Here is a 17474-nt window from a genome sequence, read left to right on the forward strand (position 1 = left end):
GTGGATGCTAGCGGAGTATAAGCCAGCCGCTGACTGCGCAGGCCAGCGCGACGGCGCCCGAGATGCCGGCCATCCAGGCCGGCGGCGCCTGGACGACGCGGTCGAGGTGCAGAGACGAGCGGCGCCAGAAGGCGGCGGCGTACATCATCAGGGCGCAGGCCATGTCGAGCGCGCCGACGGCGAGCGCGGCGGCGTCGTGTTCCTGTATGCCGGCGCGCAGCATCAGCAGGGCGACGGCGGCCATGGAGAGCCCGGTGCGGTTCCAGGCCAGCGCGGTGCGCTGGGGCTGCAGTCCTGGATCCTGGTGGGGGATCATCGGACCAGTACGTAGAGACCGGCGACGACAGCGACGAGCAGGGTCACGCCGGCGGCGACGGGGATGAGCCGCGATCCCGGCAGGGGCCGCGCGTGCCGCATGGCGCGCTGGTTGACCCGCCATTGCAGGTAGGCTCCGCCGCAGAAGACCATGCCGGCCGCCGTCATGACGGTGCTGAGCGCGACGAGCGGCCAGTGGGGCTCGACGGTGTTGCCGAACTGGTGCAGCAGGATGGCGCCGGCCAGTACCGCGAGCGCCGTCCTGATCCAGGCGAGGAAGGTGCGTTCGTTGGCCAGGGTGAAGCGGTAGTCCGGCTCCTGGCCTTCGTCCTGTTGCATGAAGAAGATCTCCTGCGGATGCGCCTGCGCGAATCCGCCATTTTATGCCTCGGCGCATCGGCGCTGCCCGGCCGTGGGCGGTTTGGCCGATGCGCGCCCGTCCGGCGCAGCGGACAGGCGCCTATCCGGATCCCGGGTCAGGCGGCGAATTTCGCGCGGGGGCTCTGGTCCACGGCGCGCATCAGTTCCTGCGCCAGATGCTCGGAGAGGCGGGCGCGCTGGCCGGCGTAGGCGGGATCGTCCCAGCGGTTGTGAGATTCGTGCGGATCGGCGCACAGGTCGTAGAGCTCGCCCCAGCCTTCGTCCTTGTAGACCGTGTAGCGGTGGTCTTCGGTGACCAGCGAGCGCACGAAGGCGGGCCGGGCGAAGCCCTGGCGGGTCTTGCTGTCCTGGTATTCGACCAGGACGGCGTCGCGCACGCCTTCGTCGCCGTGCAGCACCGGCAGCAGCGATTGGCCCTGGATGCCGAAGTAGGGCTTGAGGCCGGCGCGGTCCAGGATGGTGGGCGCGAGGTCTATGGTCGATGCCAGCGCGCCGTGGCTCGACGGGCCGCTCGCCCGCGGGTCGGCCCAGATGAACGGCACGCGGGTGATGGACTGGAGCGGAAGCGGGCCTTTGAGCATCATGCCGTAGTCGCCCAGGTAGTCGCCGTGGTCGGAGGTGAATACCACCACGGTGTCGTCGGCATGGCCGCTGGCCTGGAGGGCGGCCAGCACGTCGCCGATGGCGTCGTCGATCATGCTGATCATGCCGCAGGTCAAGGCCATGGCTTCGCGGATCTCGCGCTCGGAGGCGAAGAAGGAATCCTGCGGTCCCTGGCCGGCGCGGCGGCCGTTGCGCATCTGTTCGCGCGACCACAGGATGGGCGGCGGCGGGTTGCGGTGCGCTTCGAAGGGCAGGGGAACGGTGAAGTCGGCCGGGTCGTACATGTCCCAGTAGCGGCCGGGCGGGGTGAACGGGTGATGGGGATCGGGGAAGGAGACGAAGGCGAAGAAGGGCTGCTCGCTGCCGGCCGTCGATCCGAGGAAGTCCACCGCGCGGTCGCGGATGTAGCTGGTCGCGTACAGGGATTCGGGGATGGCGGTGCGGTAGGCCTGCGGACAGACGTAGTCGTGCGGCAGCTGGTTGGCGCGGTCGCGCAGCGCGTCCGCGTCGGGCGTCTGGCCGCGCAGCCATTGCAGGTAGTGCGCGCCGGCCTGGTCGCCGTGCTGGGTGACGAAGTCGACTTCGTCGTAGCCGTAGAACGGCGTCTTGGGCTGGAAGCGCTGCGTGCCGGCGTAGTGGTGCGGCTGTTCCTGCGTGTAGTCGCCGCCGTCGTCCCGCCAGGCTTCCTGGATCAGGCCCAGCGCGGCCGGGTCGATGCGCGATTCGGCGGGCTGGCCGGTCATGGGCTGGATGTGGGCCTTGCCCAGGTGGGCGGTGCGGTAGCCGGCCGCGCGCAGCACGTCGACGAAGGTATGGGCGCGCCACGACAGGATGTTGCCGTTGTCGCGCAGGCCGTGGGCCGAGGGCATGCGGCCGGTCAGCATCGAAGCCCGGTTGGGCATGCACACGGGGCTGGCGACGTGGAAGCGGTCGAAGCGGCCGCCGCGCGCGGCCAGCGAGTCGATGTGCGGCGTGCGCAGCAGCGGGTGGCCGTAGCAGCCGAGATAGTCGGCGCGGTGCTGGTCGGTGACGATGACGAGGAAATTGACCTTGGGCATGTTCATTCGACCTTGATGCCGTTCTGCTTGATGACCTGCTCCCATCGGCGTCCTTCGGTCTTGAGCCATTGCGCGGTTTCGGCCGGGCCGAGCGTGGCCGCTTCCATGCCGAGGCTCGCGAGGTTCTCCTGGAAGGCCTTGCTGTCGCGGGCCTGGGCGAGCTGCCCCGCCAGTTCGCGCTTGATCTCGGGCGGCAGTCCCTTGGGCGCCAGCAGCAGGTTGCCGTTGCGGATCGCGAAGTCCTTGAAGCCGGCCTCCACCATGGTGGGCGTGTCGGGCAGCGCGGAAAGGCGGGCCGGACTGGAGACGCCCAGCGCGCGCAGCTTGCCTTGCTGGATGTAGGGCAGCAGGTTGCCGACGGCCAGGAAGGCGGCATCGACCTCGCCGCTCATGATGGCCATGACGGCGGGCGCTCCGCCTTTGTAGGGCACGTGGATCGCCTTGATCCCCGACGCGGCGATGAGGTTGGCCATCATCAGGTGGCCGCTGGAGCCGAGGCCCGCGGAGGAATAGGTGATCTCCTTCTGCTTGGCATTGGCGATGAACTCGGGCAGCGTGCGGGCGCGGTTGTCCGCGCGCACGGCCAGCACGGAAGACTGGAAGGCCAGCATGCCCAGGGGTTCCAGGCTGTCGATGTCGAAGTTCGACTTCGTGTAGAGCACCGGGTTGACGGTGACCAGGGTATCGCCCGCGATCAGCAGCGTCTTGCCGTTGGGGGCGGCTTGCGCCACGGCCTGGGCGCCGATGGTGCCGTTGGCGCCGGCCTTGTTTTCGACCACGACCGTCTCGCCGATGATCTGGCGCAATTGCTCGCCGAACGAGCGCGACAGGTTGTCCAGGCTGGCGCCGGCCGGGTAGGCCACGACGAGCCGGACCGGTTCGGCGGCATGGGAAGTGTTGATGATGCAGAGCGTGCCGAGCACGCCGATCAGGGCGCGGATGTTCATGGGTCTCCTTGTGGCCGAAGGCGCAGCCTGGGGCTGTCTGTGTCGCCGAGCGAGGCGGGAGCGACACTATCGCAGCGGGTGAAGGGGCCGCCAATTAGTTTTTGGCGATGCCCCATCACGGCGTGCAATGACCCGTGCGTCCGTCAGTGCGCCACTTGCAGCGCGGCGGGCCGGCCGCTGCGCTGCCCGGTCTGCGGGTAGGCGTAGGGACCCAGCCGCAGCACCAGCGCGGCTGCGCCCACCAGCACCAGGCACAGCGCGCCCAGCGCATAGCCATAGTGGCCCGTCAGGTCGAAGGCCAGGCCCATCAGGTAGGGGCCGGAGCCGGATCCCAGCATGAAGGCCGCGAACAGGTAGCCGTAGATTTCCCCGAAGCTCTTCAGGCCCAGGTAGCGCGACAGCAGGAAGGCGATGAGGTCGACTTCGGCGCCCAGGCCCAGCCCGATCAGCACGACCGCGACGGCGGCGTAGGCCGGCGCCGGCGCCGCCAGCAGCAGCGCGATCCCCGCCACGGGCACCAGGAAGAAGAAGGCGGCGACCAGGGGACCGAAGATGCGATCGAGCAGATACCCCGCGAACAGGCGGCCGGCGATCAGGGCTAACCCGGCGAATGCCAGCGACGAGGCGGCCACGCCCGCGGAGATGCCGCGGTCCACCAGCAGCGGCACGACGTGGGCGATCACGCCGTTGGTGGCCAGGGCGACCGCGCAAAAGGCCAGGGCCAGTTTCCAGAAGCGGCCGTCCGCGAGCGCCTGCCGCGCCGTCAGGCCGGGCACGTCTTGGGGAACACCGCCGGCCGGGCGGCGGGCGGCGGCATCGGGTTCGCGCACGGCCAGGGCCACCGCGGAGACGCCCACGACCAGCGTCAGCGCAGCCAGGCCGAGGTAGGCGCCGCGCCATCCCACCTGCGTGACCAGGGCCTGGGCGAACTGGGGAACGAGCGCCGCGCCCAGTCCGACCCCGGCCATGGCGATGCCCAGCGCCAGGCCGCGCTTGTCGTCGAACCAGGCGGCGATGGCCTTGGCATAGGGGAGCGGGGTCTGGCCCGCGGCGGCGACGCCCATCAACGCGTAGCCGGCGATGAGCTTGGCCGGCGTGTCGGCGAACAGCGCGACGCCGACGATGGACAGCGCGAACAGCACGATCGCCGACAGGGTCACGGGCCGGATGCCGTAGCGGTCGATGAGTCGGCCGGCGAACGGCACCAGCACCGCGGTCGTGATCAGGCCGACCACCAGGGCCAGCGACATGGTCGAACGCGACCAATGGAATTCCGCCGCGATGGGCAGCAGGAACACCCCGAAGGTGAACTGCATGATCGGGCCGTTGCCGACGAACAGGCCGAACGCCGATCCGACGACGACCCACCAGCGATTGCTTGTCTTCATGTCTTCCTCCTGCGGCCGCTCGCGTCATGGGCGGCCGCGTGTTCTGGGTTACGGACTCTCCGCGCTCGGGTCGGCGCGATTCAGCGGTCCAGCTTGAACAATTGCGCGGCGTTGCCGCGTCCGATCTTGGCGCGGTCGGCTTCGCTGATGCTGGCCGAATCGAACCAGTCGGCGGCGTGGTCGATGTTCTCGAACGGCCAGTCGGTGGAGAACAGGATCCTGTCCGCGCCGATTTCCAGGATCGCGTCGATCAGCGTCTGGGTCCGGAAATTCCCGGACGTGGTGAGGTAGAAGTTCTCGTTGAAATAGTCGGCGATCTTCTTCTTGGCGGGGTACTTGGGCGGCGCCTTGAGCCAGGCGTTGCGGTGGTCGATGCGCCACATGCTGTACGGCAGGCCTTCGCCCAGGTGGCCCAGGATGATGCGCAGGCGCGGATAGTCGTCGAACAGCCCCGAACCCATCAGGCGCAGCGCATGAACGGCGGTCTCCTGGCCGAAGGCCCAGGTCGGGCCCATCAGCCAGCCGTGGCCGTCGTATTCGTTGCCGCGCCGCGGCAGCGGATTGCGCGGATGCAGGTAGAACGGCACGTCCAGGTCCTGCACTATTTTCCAGAAGGGGCGGTATCGCGGCAGGTCATAGTAGAGCGTCGTCTCCGAGCGCGCGTCTTCGGAGAAGCCGTTGACCAGTGCGCCGACGAAACCCAGGTCCTTGACGCAGCGCTGCAGTTCGGCCGAGGCCTGCTCGGGATCCTGCAGGGCCAGCGCCGCGAAGCCGCGGAAACGCCCGGGCCGGCGCGCCACCTGTTCGGCCAGGAAGTCGTTGGCGCGCCGCGCCAGCTCGGTGGCCTGGCGATGGTCCGCCACCGCCTGCACCGCCGGGGCGTTGAGCGACAGGATCATGGTCTCGATGCCGTGTTCGTCCATCAGGCGCAGGCGCCGGTCCTGGACGTCGAGCAGGCGCGAGCGCAGCTCGGGCCAGTCCTTCTCGGGCACGAAGGGGCGCGAGTCTTCCAATGTCTCGTCGAGCGCGAAATGCTCTTCGAGCGCGATTTTTCCCGTTGTCATGGTGTTGCTCCTTGGTGGCATGCGCAGAGGCGCATGGATCGCTCAATATTGGCCGCGCGGCGTCAGGCCCAGCAGCATCTGGCCGGACATGGTGCCCACGGCATCCCAATTCATGCTGATGTGCCGGGCGATGGCGTTGACGTCGCGCCAGGCGCGCTGCACCGGATGGTTCAGGTCCAGGCCCATGCCGCCGGTGGCGGCGTTGAGCGCTTCGACCGCGCGCAGCGCAAGCGCGACGGCATAGGCCTGGCCGCGCCGGCTGAGGATGCGCGCTTCCTCGGTGAGAACCTGGCCGCGCGCGACTGCCGCGGCGACGCGGCGCAGGTCGCGCAGCAGGATTTCCTGGGCGGCGTCGACGGCCGCCGCCGCTTCCGCCACGCGTAGCTGCACGGTCGGGAACTCCGCCATTTTCTGCTGCCCGCCGGCGACGGCGCCGCGTGTGACGCGGACGCTGGTGGCCGCAATATAGTCGGCCAGCGCGCCCTGCGCCGCGCCGACGGCCACGCTGGCCAGACATGAGGGAATCACCGCCAGCATGGGGATGCGATAGCCGGGTTCGTGGCGATGGTGCTCGGCGCCCGGGGTGGCGCCGGACGTGGTCTGCGCGAAGGTGAGGATGCGATGGCCGGGCACGAAGACCTCGTCCAGCACCAGCGTCTTGCTGCCGGTGCCGGCCAGGCCCACCACGTCCCAGGTGTCGTCGACGCGGTAGTCGGCGGCGGGCACCAGCAGGAAGGCGGGTTCGAGCCGGCCGGGATCGGCCAGCGCCGGAATCATCGCGGCGCAGACCGCCCAGTGCGCGTTGTCGCAGCCGCTGGCGAAGCTCCATTTGCCGCTCAGGCGGTAGCCGCCGGGAACGGCCTGCGCCCGGGCGGCAGGCGCGTAGGAGCCGCAGAGCAATGCATCGGCGTTGCTGCCCCAGACGTCCTGCTGGGCCTGCGCCGGGAAGCTCGCCACCAGCCATTGGTGAGCCGCGAGCAGTCCGCACACCCAAGCGGTGGAGGCGCAGTTGCGGGCCAGGATGAGGTTGGCCTCGACCAGGGTGGCGAAGTCCCGTTCCGCTCCGCCGTAGGCCGCCGGCTTGACCAGGTCGAAGAAGCCGGTGGCGCGGATCGCATCGACGTGGGAGGCCGGCACGCGCCGCGCCGTTTCGACCGCGCGCGCGGATGCCTTGAGCATGGGGGCAAGCGCCTCCAGCGCGTCGTGCAGGGAGTGATGACCGTCTGGCGCGCGCGGGGGCTCCAGCACGGCATGCTCGGCAAAGCTGCTCATGTTTTTCTCCGGAAAAAAGGGGGCGGCCGGATGGCCGCGACGGTCAATGCGAAGCGACGGGCGTGGGCCGGCAGTAAGTGGCGTCGTGGTAGAGCAGCGGCGCCTGCCGCCCGGACACGCGGACGTCCACGACTTCGCCGATGAAGACGGTGTGCGTGCCGAAGGGGATGGCGAGCCTGCGGGCGCAGACGATGCGGGCGTGCGCGGAGGCCAGGTACTTCAGGCCGTCTTCGGTCTCGGCCCAGTCGCCCAGCGCAAAGCGCTCGGCCGGCGGGATGCCGCCGCTGAAGGCCTGGGACAGGTTCAGGTGTTCCTGTGCCAGGACGTTGACACAGAAGCGCTCGCTCGCCGACATGATGTCGTGCAGCAGGGTCTTGCTGTTGATGCACACCAGCAGCGAGGGCGGGTCGAGCGATACCGAGGACACGGCGGTGGCCGTCATGCCATGGCCGCGCTCGTGGTGGCCGGCGGTCACGATGGTGACGGTGGCGGCGATGTTGCGCATCGCCGTGCGGAACGCTTGCTGAACATCCTGGGCAGGGCTGGTCATGGTCTTCCTCCGCGAGCGCTCTCACTGTGCGGCGCCCTGGCAGAAAGTTTCACATACAACAGTTGATAATACAACTGTTGTAAAGTGCCGGAAACATAGGGGTTTCTACCCGGCCGCGGGCCGCGACACTCAGCCATGTATCGACTCGAAGATTCTTTTCCGTACCTGCTCAACCGCGTGGGGGTGCTCATCGCGGAGCTGTTCATCGAACGGCTCAAGCCCTATGGGTTGACGCTGCCCATGTATCGGGTGCTGGTGGCTTTGTGGGAGAAGGGCGACCAGCGGCTCAACGAGCTGAGCCGGGCCACGACGCTCGAGTTGTCGTCGCTGTCGAGGCTGGTCGGCACCATGGAGGACCGCGGCTATCTCGTGCGCGTGCGCCTGGAGGACAACGCCCGCGCCGTGGCGATCAACCTGACCGACAGCGGCCGCGCCCTGGCCGAGGAGTTGATCCCGGTGGCCCAGCACTTCGAGGAAGTCGCCATCCACTCCTTCGGCAAGGCCGAAGTCGCCCGGTTGAAGGAAGCGATGCACGCGGTGTACGAACACCTGATCGCGGTGGACCCCAAGCGGCTGGCGGAGCAGCCTTCCCGCAAGCCTCCGCGCCGCTGACGCGTTCTCTTCATCCGGGACACCATCCATGAACCAGCCCCTGCCGTCTCTTGCCAGGATCGCCGTCTTCTGCGGTTCCAACTTCGGCTTTTCCGATGACTATGCGCACGCGGCGCGCCGGCTCGGCGAGCGTATCGCCGCGCGCGGCCTGACCCTGGTGTACGGCGGCACGCACAAGGGCCTGATGGGGATCATGGCCGACGCCGTGCTGCATGCCGGCGGGCGGGTCACCGGCGTCATCAACCAGCGGCTCTACGACCGCGGCCACCTGCATCCGGGCTTGAGCGCGCACGAGATCGCCGTCGACATGCGCGCGCGCAAGGCGCGCATGGCCGAGCTGGCCGATGCGTTCATCGCGATGCCGGGCGGACTGGGCACGCTGGAAGAGCTGTTCGAGGCTGCGACGCTCACGCAGCTGGGCGACCACGTCAAGGCCTGCGGCGCCTTGAACGTGCGCGGTTTCTACGAACCCATGCGCGCCATGCTGAGCCATGCGGTGCAAGAGGGCTTCATGAAGGCCGAGCATCGCGACATGATCGTGATCGAGGCCGACCCCGATGCGCTGCTCGACGGGCTGGCGGCATGGACGGCGCCGACGGTGACCAAGTGGCTGGATGAGCCGGGCAGGCCCACGGTCTAGGCGTACCGTTATTTTTACCCGGATTTAATTGATTTCTATATTTTACCCGGGTAATATTCGAACTTCTTCAATCGTTGTTGCAGGAGTTCGATCATGCATGCCGCCTCTACCTACACCACGTTCGATGGCTACCGCTGCGTGGCCGCCGGCCCGCTGCTGGACAACGTGCTCGCGGTGAAGCGGGCGCAGGCTGCCGGCGCGGCGGGGCCGGTGCTGGTTTTCGACGACGCGACCGGCCGCGCCGTCGACGTGGATACGCGCGGTTCGGAACAGGAGATCGCCACCCGGCTGGCGGCGGTGCAGGAGCCCGCGCCGGCGCCAGGCACCGATGCGCCGCCGGCGCGCGGGCGAGGGCGCCCCAGGATGGGCGTGGTGCCGCGCGAAGTGACGCTGCTGCCCAGGCATTGGGAGTGGCTGGCCGCGCAGCCGGGCGGGGCTTCCGTGGCGTTGCGCAAGCTGGTGGAAGAGGCGCGCCGCGCCAACGCCGCCAAGGACCGCGTGCGCCGGGCGCAGGAGCGCGCCTACCATTTCATGTCCGCGATGGCGGGCGACCTGGCCGGTTTCGAAGAAGCCGCCCGCGCCTTGTTCGCGGGCGACAGGCCGGCTTTCCAGGCGTGCATCGCCGACTGGCCCGCGGACGTGAGCCGGCATGCCGAACGGCTGGCTTTCGAGATGGAGGCGCCCGGCGAGGCCGAATGAGCGCGTCGCCGGCCGTGCCGGAGAAAGCGCGGCCGGTAGCGGATCAGCGCAGGAACAGCTTGTAGGCCGGGTTGTCCGATTCGTCCCAGTGACGATAGCCCAGTTCCGCCAGGAAGGCCGCGAAGGCCTTCTTGTCGGTAGTCGGCACCTGCAGGCCGACCAGGATCTGCCCGTAGTCGCCGCCCTGGTTGCGGTAGTGGAACAAGCTGATGTTCCAGTTGGGCGGCATGGAATCGAGGAAGCGCATCAGCGCGCCCGGGCGCTCCGGGAACTCGAAGCGGTACAGCAGTTCGTTGTCCGCCGCCGGCCCCGCCCCGCCTATCATGTGGCGCAGGTGGGTCTTGGCCAGCTCGTCGTGGGTCAGGTCGATGGCGGTGAAGCCGCCGCGGCGGAAGTTGCCGGCGATCTTCGAGGATTCGCCCGCCGCGGCGATCTGCAGGCCGACGAAGACGTGCGCCTGCGTGGAACCGGCCATGCGGTAGTTGAACTCGGTGACGTTGCGGCTGCCGACCAGTTCGCAGAAGCGGCGGAAGCTGCCGCGTTCTTCGGGCATGGTAACGGCGAACACGGCCTCGCGCGCCTCGCCCACTTCGGCGCGGTCGGCGACGAAGCGCAGGCGGTCGAAGTTCATGTTGGCGCCGCTGGTGACGGCGATCAGGGTCTTGTCCTTCATGCGGTGCCGGGCGGCGTATTTCTTCAGGCCGGCCAGCGCCAGCGCGCCCGCGGGTTCGAGCACGCTGCGCGTCTCTTCGAACATGTCCTTGATCGCGGCGCAAATGGCGTCGGTATCGACGGTGACGTAGTCGTCCACGTATTTGCGCGCCAGGCGGTAGGTTTCCTCGCCGACCAGCTTGACTGCGGTGCCATCGGAGAACAGGCCCACGTCCGTCAGCGTGACCCGGCGGCCCTTGGCGGCGCTTTGCACCATGGCGTCGGAATCTTCGGTCTGCACGCCGATGATCTTGATGTCGGGCCGCAATTGCTTGACGTAGGCGGCCACGCCGGAGATCAGGCCGCCGCCGCCGATGGCCACGAAGATGGCGTCGATCGGGCCGGGATGCTGGCGCAGGATCTCCATGCCTATGGTGCCCTGGCCGGCGATGACGTCGGGATCGTCGAACGGATGGACGAAGGTGAGTTTTTCCTTGGCCTCGAGTTCTTTGGCGTAGTTGTAGGAGTCGGTGAAACTTTCGCCGTGCAGGATCACTTCGGCGTTGCGCGCCTTGACCGCGTTGATCTTCAACTGCGGCGTGGTGACCGGCATGACGATGACCGCCCGACAGCCCATGCGCTGGGCCGCCAGCGCCACGCCCTGGGCGTGGTTGCCGGCCGAGGCGGCGATGACCCCGCGTTCGAGCGCCTTGGGCGGCAGGTTGGCCATCTTGTTGTAGGCGCCGCGCAGCTTGAAGCTGAACACGGGCTGGGTGTCCTCCCGTTTGAGCAGCACCGCGTTCGCAATTCGCGCCGAAATCTGCGGAGCGGCTTCGAGTTCGGACTCGATAGCGACGTCATAGACTTTGGCGGTGAGAATGCGTTTGAGGTAGTCGGTAGCCATGATGCTGCTTGAGGGGTTGGTGAGGGAAACTCGGGTCGCAAGAAAGCGCAAACGCCATGCGAGAGCAACTATTTAGTTTGACACAGATGCCCACGCGGCGCTTTTTGCCGCCTGGGCCGCGGCGATCGCCGCCGCGGTTCGCCCGGGTTTTCCTCGCGTCAGGCCGGCGCCTCGCTCCTGACCGACAGTTCCACGCCGCCCTGTTTGGGCCAGAGCATGGAACGAAAGCCGTTGCGCGGATCGCGCACGTAATCGGTGTATGCGCGGTATTCGCGGGCAAACTGCCGCACGTTGTCGCACATCACGATGGCGCCCGGGCGAAGACGGGGCTTGAGCAGTTCGAGCGCGGGCAGCGCGAGCGGGATCCACGTGTCGATCAACAGGAAATCGACCGGGCCGGCGAGCGCCTTCAGCGTCAGCAGCGCGTCGCCTTCCCGGATTTCGGCGAAATCGGCCAGGCCCGCCTCGGCGAGGTTGGCGCGGGCGGCGCGCACTTTGACCGGCTCGATTTCGGTGCCGATGAGCCGCCGCTCTCCGCCGCCTGCGGCCGCGTTGTCGCGCAGGGCCGCGGCCAGGTAGATCGTGGATACGCCGAACGAGGTCCCGACCTCGACCACCTGGCGCGCATCGAGCGCGCGGCAGTAGGTGTAGGCCAGCCGCCCCTTGTCCGCATCGAGCGCGACCAGCTTGTCGCGCAGAAAGGCCCGGTCGGCGGCGGACGAGACGTCGGCGCCGGAGCCGCCGCCGAAGCGGGACAGCAGCGCGCGGGGCAGATAGCGCAGGACGATCGACCGAAGCTGCCGGGCATCCTCGGCATGCAGGCGGCTCAGGACGGCCTCGGCGCGCGGATCGGCCAATGGACTAATCATTGTTTTCTTCCTCGATGGGTGGGGGCGGCCGGCGGCGGGCCCGCGCGCCGTGGCGGAGCATCGCCAGCAGCGGGATCGCCACGCCGGCCACGCCGACGGCCTTGACGAGGCCTTCGCCGACCATGGCACCGGCCAATCCGGCGATCGTGAGCACGGCGATCAGGAACGGTTCCGCGAAGCGGCGGCGCAGCGGCATCCTCGCGTTCATGAGCGGGACCCCATGGTGTTCGCGGATCCGCCGCGCCGGCCCAGCCAGAGCGACAGCCCGGTCAGCAGCACGCCGATGGTGGCCAGGTCGAGCAGCGCCCAGATCAGCTTGAGCGGCCAGCCGCCGTAGTCGCCGAAGTGCAGCGGTTGGGCGAGAAAGAGCGCCTGCATGTACCACGGCAGGCTGCGCGTTCCCGCCACCTCGCCGGTGCCGGCGTCCACCAGCACGGGTTGGAGCAGGTGCTGGGTCAAGGGGGTATTGCCGCGCAGGAAGACGCCGTAGTGCCGGCGGCTGGTCAGTACCGAGCCGGGCATGGCGATGAAGTAGGGCGTCATGCCCGGCACCGCGGCGCGCGCCGTGGCCACGACGCCGTCCAGGTCGACCGGCGCGGCGGATGCGCGCGCCGTAGAAGAGGGCGCGAGCCGCGACAGTTCGCGCGCCTGCCAGACCTGCACCGCGAGATCGCCCCAGCTGTTGATGAGGCCGGTCGCGCCGACCACCAGCGCCCAGCCGAGCGTCGCCATGCCGGCCAGGTTGTGCAGGTCCAGCCGCCGTACGCGCCGGCTGCCCGGCCGCAGCGCGCCGAAGGCCAGCCGCCTCGTGAACGGCGCATAGACGATCACGCCCGACACCAGCGAAGCCAGGAACAGCAGCGCGACCAGGCCGATCGCGAGCGGCCCGGCCGGCCCCAGGAACAACTCGCCATGGAGTTTCAGCAGCAGGCCCATCGGCCCGCGGTCGAGCGCGCCCGCGCCGAGGATCTCGCCGCTGGCGGCATCGACGTACACCGCCAGGTTCTCGCCGGGCGGCGAGTCCGCGGCGCGTCCCAGCGCGAAGCTCACCACGCCGGGCGTGTCGGCATCCCACAGTACGAACTGCACGTGCAGGCCGGGATGGCTCTCCAGCACGCCCGCGACCAGCGCGTCGGTCGACGCGGCGGGCGAGCCGTCAGCGCGCCCGGCCACCGCATAGCCCAGGGCCTGGTCGATCTCGTCGTGGAAGATCAGCGGCAAGCCGGTGATGCACAGTATCAACAGGAACAGCGTGCAAACGAGGCTGGTCCAGCGGTGCACCCACGACCAGCGCCGCAGCGCGGCGGACGTCAGCATGGGCTCACCAGATGTAGCGCAGCGAGGCGGTGACCGTACGGGGCTGGATGTAGTTGCAGGCGTTGTAGCCGTTGGAGCAGACCACCGCCTTGCGGTCGAACAGGTTGGCAACGTTCAAGGCCAGGCGATAGCCGCCGGTCGTATAGCTGATGCCCGCGTCGGCGACGGTGAAGCCGGGCACGCGCTGCGTGTTGGCCACGTCGGCATAGGAGGCGCCGATGTAGCGCACCCCGGCGCTCAATCCCACGCCGGCCCACGGCTGATCGTAAAAGCGGTAGTCGAACCAGAGCGAGGCCGTCTGGCGGGGCACCGAGACGGGCCGCTTGTCCAGGTCCGGCCCGTTGCTGCGCACCACCTTGCTGTCCAGGTAGGTGTAGCTGCCGATGAGCGAAAGATGCCTGCCCAGGTCGGCATGGCCTTCGAGCTCGAGGCCGCGGGCGCGCGCCCTGCCGCTCTGCACCTGGGCGAAGATGCCGTGCGTGGCATCGGGGTCGGGCGTCTGGACGTTGTCCTGGACGAGATGGAACACCGAAGCGGTGACGAAGCTGCGGGCGTCGCCGGGCTGATATTTCACTCCCGCTTCCCATTGCTTGCCGGTGGTCGGCTTGAACGGGGTGCCTTGCCAATCGGCGCCGGTGGTGGGCAGGAACGACGTGGAATAGTTGACGTAAGGCGAGATTCCGCTGTCGAACCGGTACAGCAGGCCCAGGCGGCCCGTCGTCGCTTCGTCGCGCACGGTGGTGGAGGTGTTCAGGCTGCGATTGCGCGTGTCGTTGTCGGCGAAATCGCGGCGCAAGCCGGCCAGCATCACCCAGCGGTCGAACCTGATCTGGTCTTGCAGATAGAGTCCCGTCTGGCTGAGTTTCTGCTTCTGGTCGAGCAGCGGCATCGACGGCGCCGCGATGGCTTGTCCATAGACCGGCGCGTACGCATCGATGCTCGGCGCGCTGCCGAACAGCCAGCGCGCGTCGGACTCGGTATGCTGGTAGTCCAGGCCGACCAGCACGGCGTGATGCAGCGCGCCGGTATTGAAGGTTTTTTCGAACCGGTTGTCGAAGGTCCACGCGTCGATCTTGTCGCGGTCGGTGAAGGCCGCGCGGTTCAGCGTCCGCAAGTCCGGCGCGAAACCCGTGCCGTAGGCCAGCGCAAGGTCCGAGTCCAGACGGGCATAGCGCAGGCTTTGCTGCAGCCGCCATCCGCTGTCGAAGCGGTGGTCCAGTTCATAGCCGACGGCGGTCTGGGTCTTGCTGTCATGGTTGAAGCCGGGCTCGCCGTCGAAGAAATGGCGCGAAATCCTTCCGTTCGGGTTGTTCAGGAACGTCCCCTGCGCCGGCACGTAGCCGAAATGCCCGCTTTGCGGATCGCGCAGATATTGCGCGTAGAGCGTGAGCGCCGTGGCGCCGTCCGGGCGCCAGGTCAGCGCCGGCGCCACCGCGATGCGTTCCGAGCGGGTATGGTCCACGGCGGTTTCGCCCGTGTGTCCGACCGCCGTGAAGCGATACGAGAACTTGCCGTCGGCGTCGAGCGGGCCGGACAGATCGATCCCCGTCTCGATCCGGCCGAAACTGCCGCCTGCGACGAACACCTCGTGCTGCGGTTCCAGCGTCGGGCGCTTGCTGATGACGTTGATCAGGCCGCCCGGGCTGTTCTGTCCGTACAGCACCGAGGAGGGGCCCTTGAGGACCTCGATGCGGTCGACGAAATAGGGCTCGTTCTGAAAGAAGCCGAAGCTGGCATACGGCTGTTTCATGCCATCGAGGTAGTTCGTGCCGAAGGGGCCGAATCCGCGGATGTACCGGAAGTCCTGGCGGGTGGCCGAGCCGCCGCGCGTCTCGCCCGCCACGCCCGAGGTGTAGCGCAATGCCTGGTCGATGGTCTGCGCCGCCTGGCTCTCCATCTGGGCGCGGGTCACGACCGAGATCGCCTGCGGCGTTTCGATCAGCGGCGTGTCGGTCTTGGTCGCGGTTTCGGCGCGGGTGGCCGTGACCGTGACGGCGGGCAGCGTGGCGGTCTGCGGCGCGGCGGCGTCCGCCGCCGGCTCCTGGGCGGCCTGCTGCGCCCAGGCCGCCCAGGGCGCTCCCGCCACGACCAGAATCCCGACGGCGCGCTGGAAGACGGGCGCCTCCCTGCCACCAGCGTGTCGATGCCCCGTTTTCATAAACCCCTCTTATTCGGTCGATACGTTTGCGAATGCGACTGCGAACCAGTCGCATCTAGAATGTAAGGGGTTGGAAAGAAGAAGTCTGGCCAAAAAATAGCGAAAAACGGACGCAGATGGATCAGGAAGACATTCCCCTCTACCCTTTCTTCGGCGCGGGACGCACGCTGGTGTTCGCGCACGACTACGCGGCCGGTTCGCTGCAGCCGCTGCATAGGCACGACGTGCCGCAATTGCTGCACGCGGCGCGCGGCGTGATGCGCGTGACCACGCCCGGCGGCTATTGGGTGATTCCGCCGAACCGGGGCGTCTGGATACCCGCGTTCATGCCTCACGAGATCCGCATGGTCGGGCCGGTGTCGATGCGCACCCTGTATGTCGAGGCGGGTTCGGCGCCTGCCGGGGTGGAGGCCTGCGCGGTCGTCGCCATTGCGCCGCTGCTGCAGCGCCTGCTCGAAGAGCTGGCGGTGGCCGACCCGCGGCTGCCGCGGCCCACCGATGCGCGCTATCGCACCATGGAAGAGCTGGCCTTGATCGAGATCGCCCGGCTCGAGCAACTGCCGCTGAACGTGCGCATGCCGCGCGACCCGCGCCTGCTGAAACTGTGCACGGCGCTCCTGGAGCGTCCGCACGATGCCAGCACGCTGGATGATCTGGCCTACGAAATCGGCGCGAGCACCCGGACGCTGCGCCGGCTCTTCCAGGATGAACTCGGCATGAGCTTCGCGGACTGGCGGCAGCAGGTGCGCCTCATGGAAGCGTTCGCCCGGCTGGCCGAAGGGCAGGCGGTCACGCGGGTATCGCGCGATCTCGGCTATGCGGCGCCGAGCGCCTTCATCGCGATGTTCAAACGGGCGATGGGCTGCCCGCCCAGCCAATACGCCAAGACCGATCCGTCGCTATCGCATGGATGGAGCCGGCAGGCGGGTCCGGTTCGCCGCCAGCTGCCGGCCTGATTCGCGGCGCGCCTGGGCGCGCGCAAGCGCGCAGGGCGGGTAAACTCCTTCGCCATGCACCAGTGGCTTCAAACCTCCGTCCAATGGCTGCTCCACACCCTGGCACTGCCCGAGGTCGGGCTGTCGGCGATTTTCGTCGTCAGCATGGTCTCCGCCACGTTGCTGCCCATGGGGTCGGAGCCGGCGGTGTTCGGCTATGTGAAGCTGGCGCCGCATATGTTCTGGGCGGCGGTGCTGATGGCGACCGCGGGCAACACGCTGGGCGGCGTGATCAGCTACTGGATGGGCGCGCTGGCCAAGCGGGCGGTGGAGCGTATCAAGGCGCACCGCGAAGCGCGGCTGGAGCATGAGCATGGACATGAACATGAAGCGGCGCACGAAAGCGGGCATGGCGACGACCGCGCGCCTTCCCGCAAGGACCGCTGGCACGCCACCGCGCACGCCTGGGTGGAGCGCTTCGGCGCCAAGACGCTGCTGCTCTCCTGGGTGCCGCTGGTGGGCGATCCGCTGTGCGCGGTGGCGGGCTGGCTGCGGCTCGATTTCCGCGCCTGCGTGGTCTATATGGCGATAGGCAAGCTGGGCCGCTATTTGACGATGACGGCGGCGCTGCTGTGGATGTTCCCCGACAAGTAAGGGGGCGAGATGTCAACGAACAAGGGTTTCAGGGCATGGCCGATATCCGCGTCTACGGACTGAACAACTGCGATACGTGCCGCAAGGCGCGCAAATGGCTCGATGCCCAGGGACTGGCCTACACCTTCGTCGACTACCGGGAGCACCCGGCGGGCGCGGACGTGCTCAAGGCCTGGGCAGGCAAGGTGGGCGGCTGGGAAAAGCTGGTCAATCGGGCCTCGACCACCTGGCGCAACCTGCCGGAAGCGAGCAAGCAGCCTGCGGGCGAGGCCGACTGGCTGGCGCTGGTGGCCGGGCACCCCACATTGGTGCGGCGTCCGGTGCTGGAGACGGCGGATGGAGCCGTGAGCGTGGGGTTTTCCGAGGCGGGCTGGCGCGGGCGCCTGGGCGCCTGAGCGTTTCCGCCGAGGGGGAAAGAGCAGGGGTGCAGCGGGTAGGCGGGCCGATCGGCTAGAAT

The 17474-nt window shown here is 68.5% G+C and carries 19 protein-coding genes; 6 read left to right on the plus strand and 13 right to left on the minus strand.

Going from position 1 to position 17474, the window contains the following annotated elements:
• Positions 1 to 7: 7 nt before the first annotated feature.
• The 8 genes from PIGHUM_RS00080 to PIGHUM_RS00115 all read right to left on the minus strand — a co-directional run bounded on the left by PIGHUM_RS00080 (position 8) and on the right by PIGHUM_RS00115 (position 7578).
• Positions 8 to 316 carry a DUF202 domain-containing protein gene (locus PIGHUM_RS00080; protein ID WP_124077207.1) on the minus strand — a complete coding sequence of 103 codons (309 nt, stop codon included), beginning with the start codon at positions 314 to 316 and terminating at the stop codon, positions 8 to 10.
• A complete protein-coding gene (locus PIGHUM_RS00085; RefSeq protein WP_124077208.1) occupies positions 313 to 654 on the minus strand; it encodes a YidH family protein in 342 nt (113 codons plus the stop codon). The genes PIGHUM_RS00080 and PIGHUM_RS00085 overlap by 4 nt, the downstream gene beginning before the upstream one ends.
• A 137-nt stretch (positions 655 to 791) precedes the next feature.
• Positions 792 to 2357, minus strand: a complete 1566-nt coding sequence (locus tag PIGHUM_RS00090; RefSeq protein WP_124077209.1) for a sulfatase family protein — start codon at positions 2355 to 2357, stop codon at positions 792 to 794.
• Between the two features lie 2 nt (positions 2358 to 2359).
• Positions 2360 to 3304 (minus strand): tripartite tricarboxylate transporter substrate binding protein, encoded by a 945-nt coding sequence (locus PIGHUM_RS00095; protein WP_124077210.1) that lies wholly within the window; start codon positions 3302 to 3304, stop codon positions 2360 to 2362.
• Positions 3305 to 3447: 143 nt separating this feature from the next.
• Positions 3448 to 4692, minus strand: a complete 1245-nt coding sequence (locus PIGHUM_RS00100; RefSeq protein WP_124077211.1) for an MFS transporter — start codon at positions 4690 to 4692, stop codon at positions 3448 to 3450.
• Between the two features lie 80 nt (positions 4693 to 4772).
• The gene (tsdA, locus tag PIGHUM_RS00105; protein ID WP_124077212.1) at positions 4773 to 5756 is read right to left on the minus strand and encodes a gamma-resorcylate decarboxylase; all 984 of its coding nucleotides are present in this window, start codon (positions 5754 to 5756) and stop codon (positions 4773 to 4775) included.
• Between the two features lie 42 nt (positions 5757 to 5798).
• Positions 5799 to 7028 (minus strand): acyl-CoA dehydrogenase family protein, encoded by a 1230-nt coding sequence (locus PIGHUM_RS00110; RefSeq protein ID WP_124077213.1) that lies wholly within the window; start codon positions 7026 to 7028, stop codon positions 5799 to 5801.
• Positions 7029 to 7071: 43 nt separating this feature from the next.
• On the minus strand, positions 7072 to 7578 hold the full coding sequence (locus tag PIGHUM_RS00115) for a flavin reductase family protein (protein WP_124077214.1): 507 nt from the start codon (positions 7576 to 7578) through the stop codon (positions 7072 to 7074).
• Positions 7579 to 7713: 135 nt separating this feature from the next.
• On the opposite strand from PIGHUM_RS00115, the gene PIGHUM_RS00120 reads away from it, so the two are divergent.
• The 3 genes from PIGHUM_RS00120 to PIGHUM_RS00130 all read left to right on the plus strand — a co-directional run bounded on the left by PIGHUM_RS00120 (position 7714) and on the right by PIGHUM_RS00130 (position 9529).
• On the plus strand, positions 7714 to 8190 hold the full coding sequence (locus PIGHUM_RS00120) for a MarR family winged helix-turn-helix transcriptional regulator (protein ID WP_124077215.1): 477 nt from the start codon (positions 7714 to 7716) through the stop codon (positions 8188 to 8190).
• 28 nt (positions 8191 to 8218) lie between these two features.
• Positions 8219 to 8830, plus strand: coding sequence for an LOG family protein (locus tag PIGHUM_RS00125; protein WP_124077216.1), 612 nt, complete (start codon positions 8219 to 8221; stop codon positions 8828 to 8830).
• A 93-nt stretch (positions 8831 to 8923) separates the two neighbouring features.
• Positions 8924 to 9529, plus strand: a complete 606-nt coding sequence (locus tag PIGHUM_RS00130) for a DUF2239 family protein (protein WP_124077217.1) — start codon at positions 8924 to 8926, stop codon at positions 9527 to 9529.
• Between the two features lie 43 nt (positions 9530 to 9572).
• Here the strand turns inward: PIGHUM_RS00130 and ilvA are convergent, their stop codons facing one another.
• From ilvA to PIGHUM_RS00155, 5 genes are all read right to left on the minus strand, one after another.
• Complete coding sequence (gene ilvA / locus PIGHUM_RS00135; RefSeq protein ID WP_124077218.1) at positions 9573 to 11084, minus strand: threonine ammonia-lyase, biosynthetic; 1512 nt, start codon at positions 11082 to 11084, stop codon at positions 9573 to 9575.
• Positions 11085 to 11242: 158 nt separating this feature from the next.
• Positions 11243 to 11953, minus strand: a complete 711-nt coding sequence (locus PIGHUM_RS00140) for an O-methyltransferase (RefSeq protein WP_124077219.1) — start codon at positions 11951 to 11953, stop codon at positions 11243 to 11245.
• Positions 11946 to 12161, minus strand: coding sequence for a hypothetical protein (locus PIGHUM_RS00145; protein WP_124077220.1), 216 nt, complete (start codon positions 12159 to 12161; stop codon positions 11946 to 11948). Before PIGHUM_RS00145 ends, PIGHUM_RS00140 begins: the two co-directional genes overlap by 8 nt.
• Positions 12158 to 13270, minus strand: coding sequence for a PepSY-associated TM helix domain-containing protein (locus PIGHUM_RS00150; RefSeq protein ID WP_124077221.1), 1113 nt, complete (start codon positions 13268 to 13270; stop codon positions 12158 to 12160). Before PIGHUM_RS00150 ends, PIGHUM_RS00145 begins: the two co-directional genes overlap by 4 nt.
• A 4-nt stretch (positions 13271 to 13274) precedes the next feature.
• Complete coding sequence (locus PIGHUM_RS00155) at positions 13275 to 15428, minus strand: TonB-dependent siderophore receptor (RefSeq protein WP_124077222.1); 2154 nt, start codon at positions 15426 to 15428, stop codon at positions 13275 to 13277.
• 116 nt (positions 15429 to 15544) lie between these two features.
• Here PIGHUM_RS00155 and PIGHUM_RS00160 point away from each other — a divergent pair, with 116 nt between their 5' ends.
• The 3 genes from PIGHUM_RS00160 to PIGHUM_RS00170 are packed head-to-tail and all read left to right on the plus strand — an operon-like array spanning position 15545 to position 17412.
• Positions 15545 to 16384, plus strand: coding sequence for an AraC family transcriptional regulator (locus tag PIGHUM_RS00160; RefSeq protein ID WP_124077223.1), 840 nt, complete (start codon positions 15545 to 15547; stop codon positions 16382 to 16384).
• Between the two features lie 54 nt (positions 16385 to 16438).
• Entirely contained in the window at positions 16439 to 17017 is a 579-nt protein-coding gene (locus PIGHUM_RS00165; protein WP_124077224.1) for a YqaA family protein, read from the plus strand.
• Between the two features lie 35 nt (positions 17018 to 17052).
• On the plus strand, positions 17053 to 17412 hold the full coding sequence (locus PIGHUM_RS00170) for an arsenate reductase (RefSeq protein WP_124077225.1): 360 nt from the start codon (positions 17053 to 17055) through the stop codon (positions 17410 to 17412).
• Positions 17413 to 17474: the final 62 nt, after the last annotated feature.

Origin of the sequence: Pigmentiphaga humi (assembly GCF_900606115.1) — a bacterium.
Classification (GTDB): Bacteria; Pseudomonadota; Gammaproteobacteria; order Burkholderiales; family Burkholderiaceae_B; genus Pigmentiphaga; species Pigmentiphaga humi.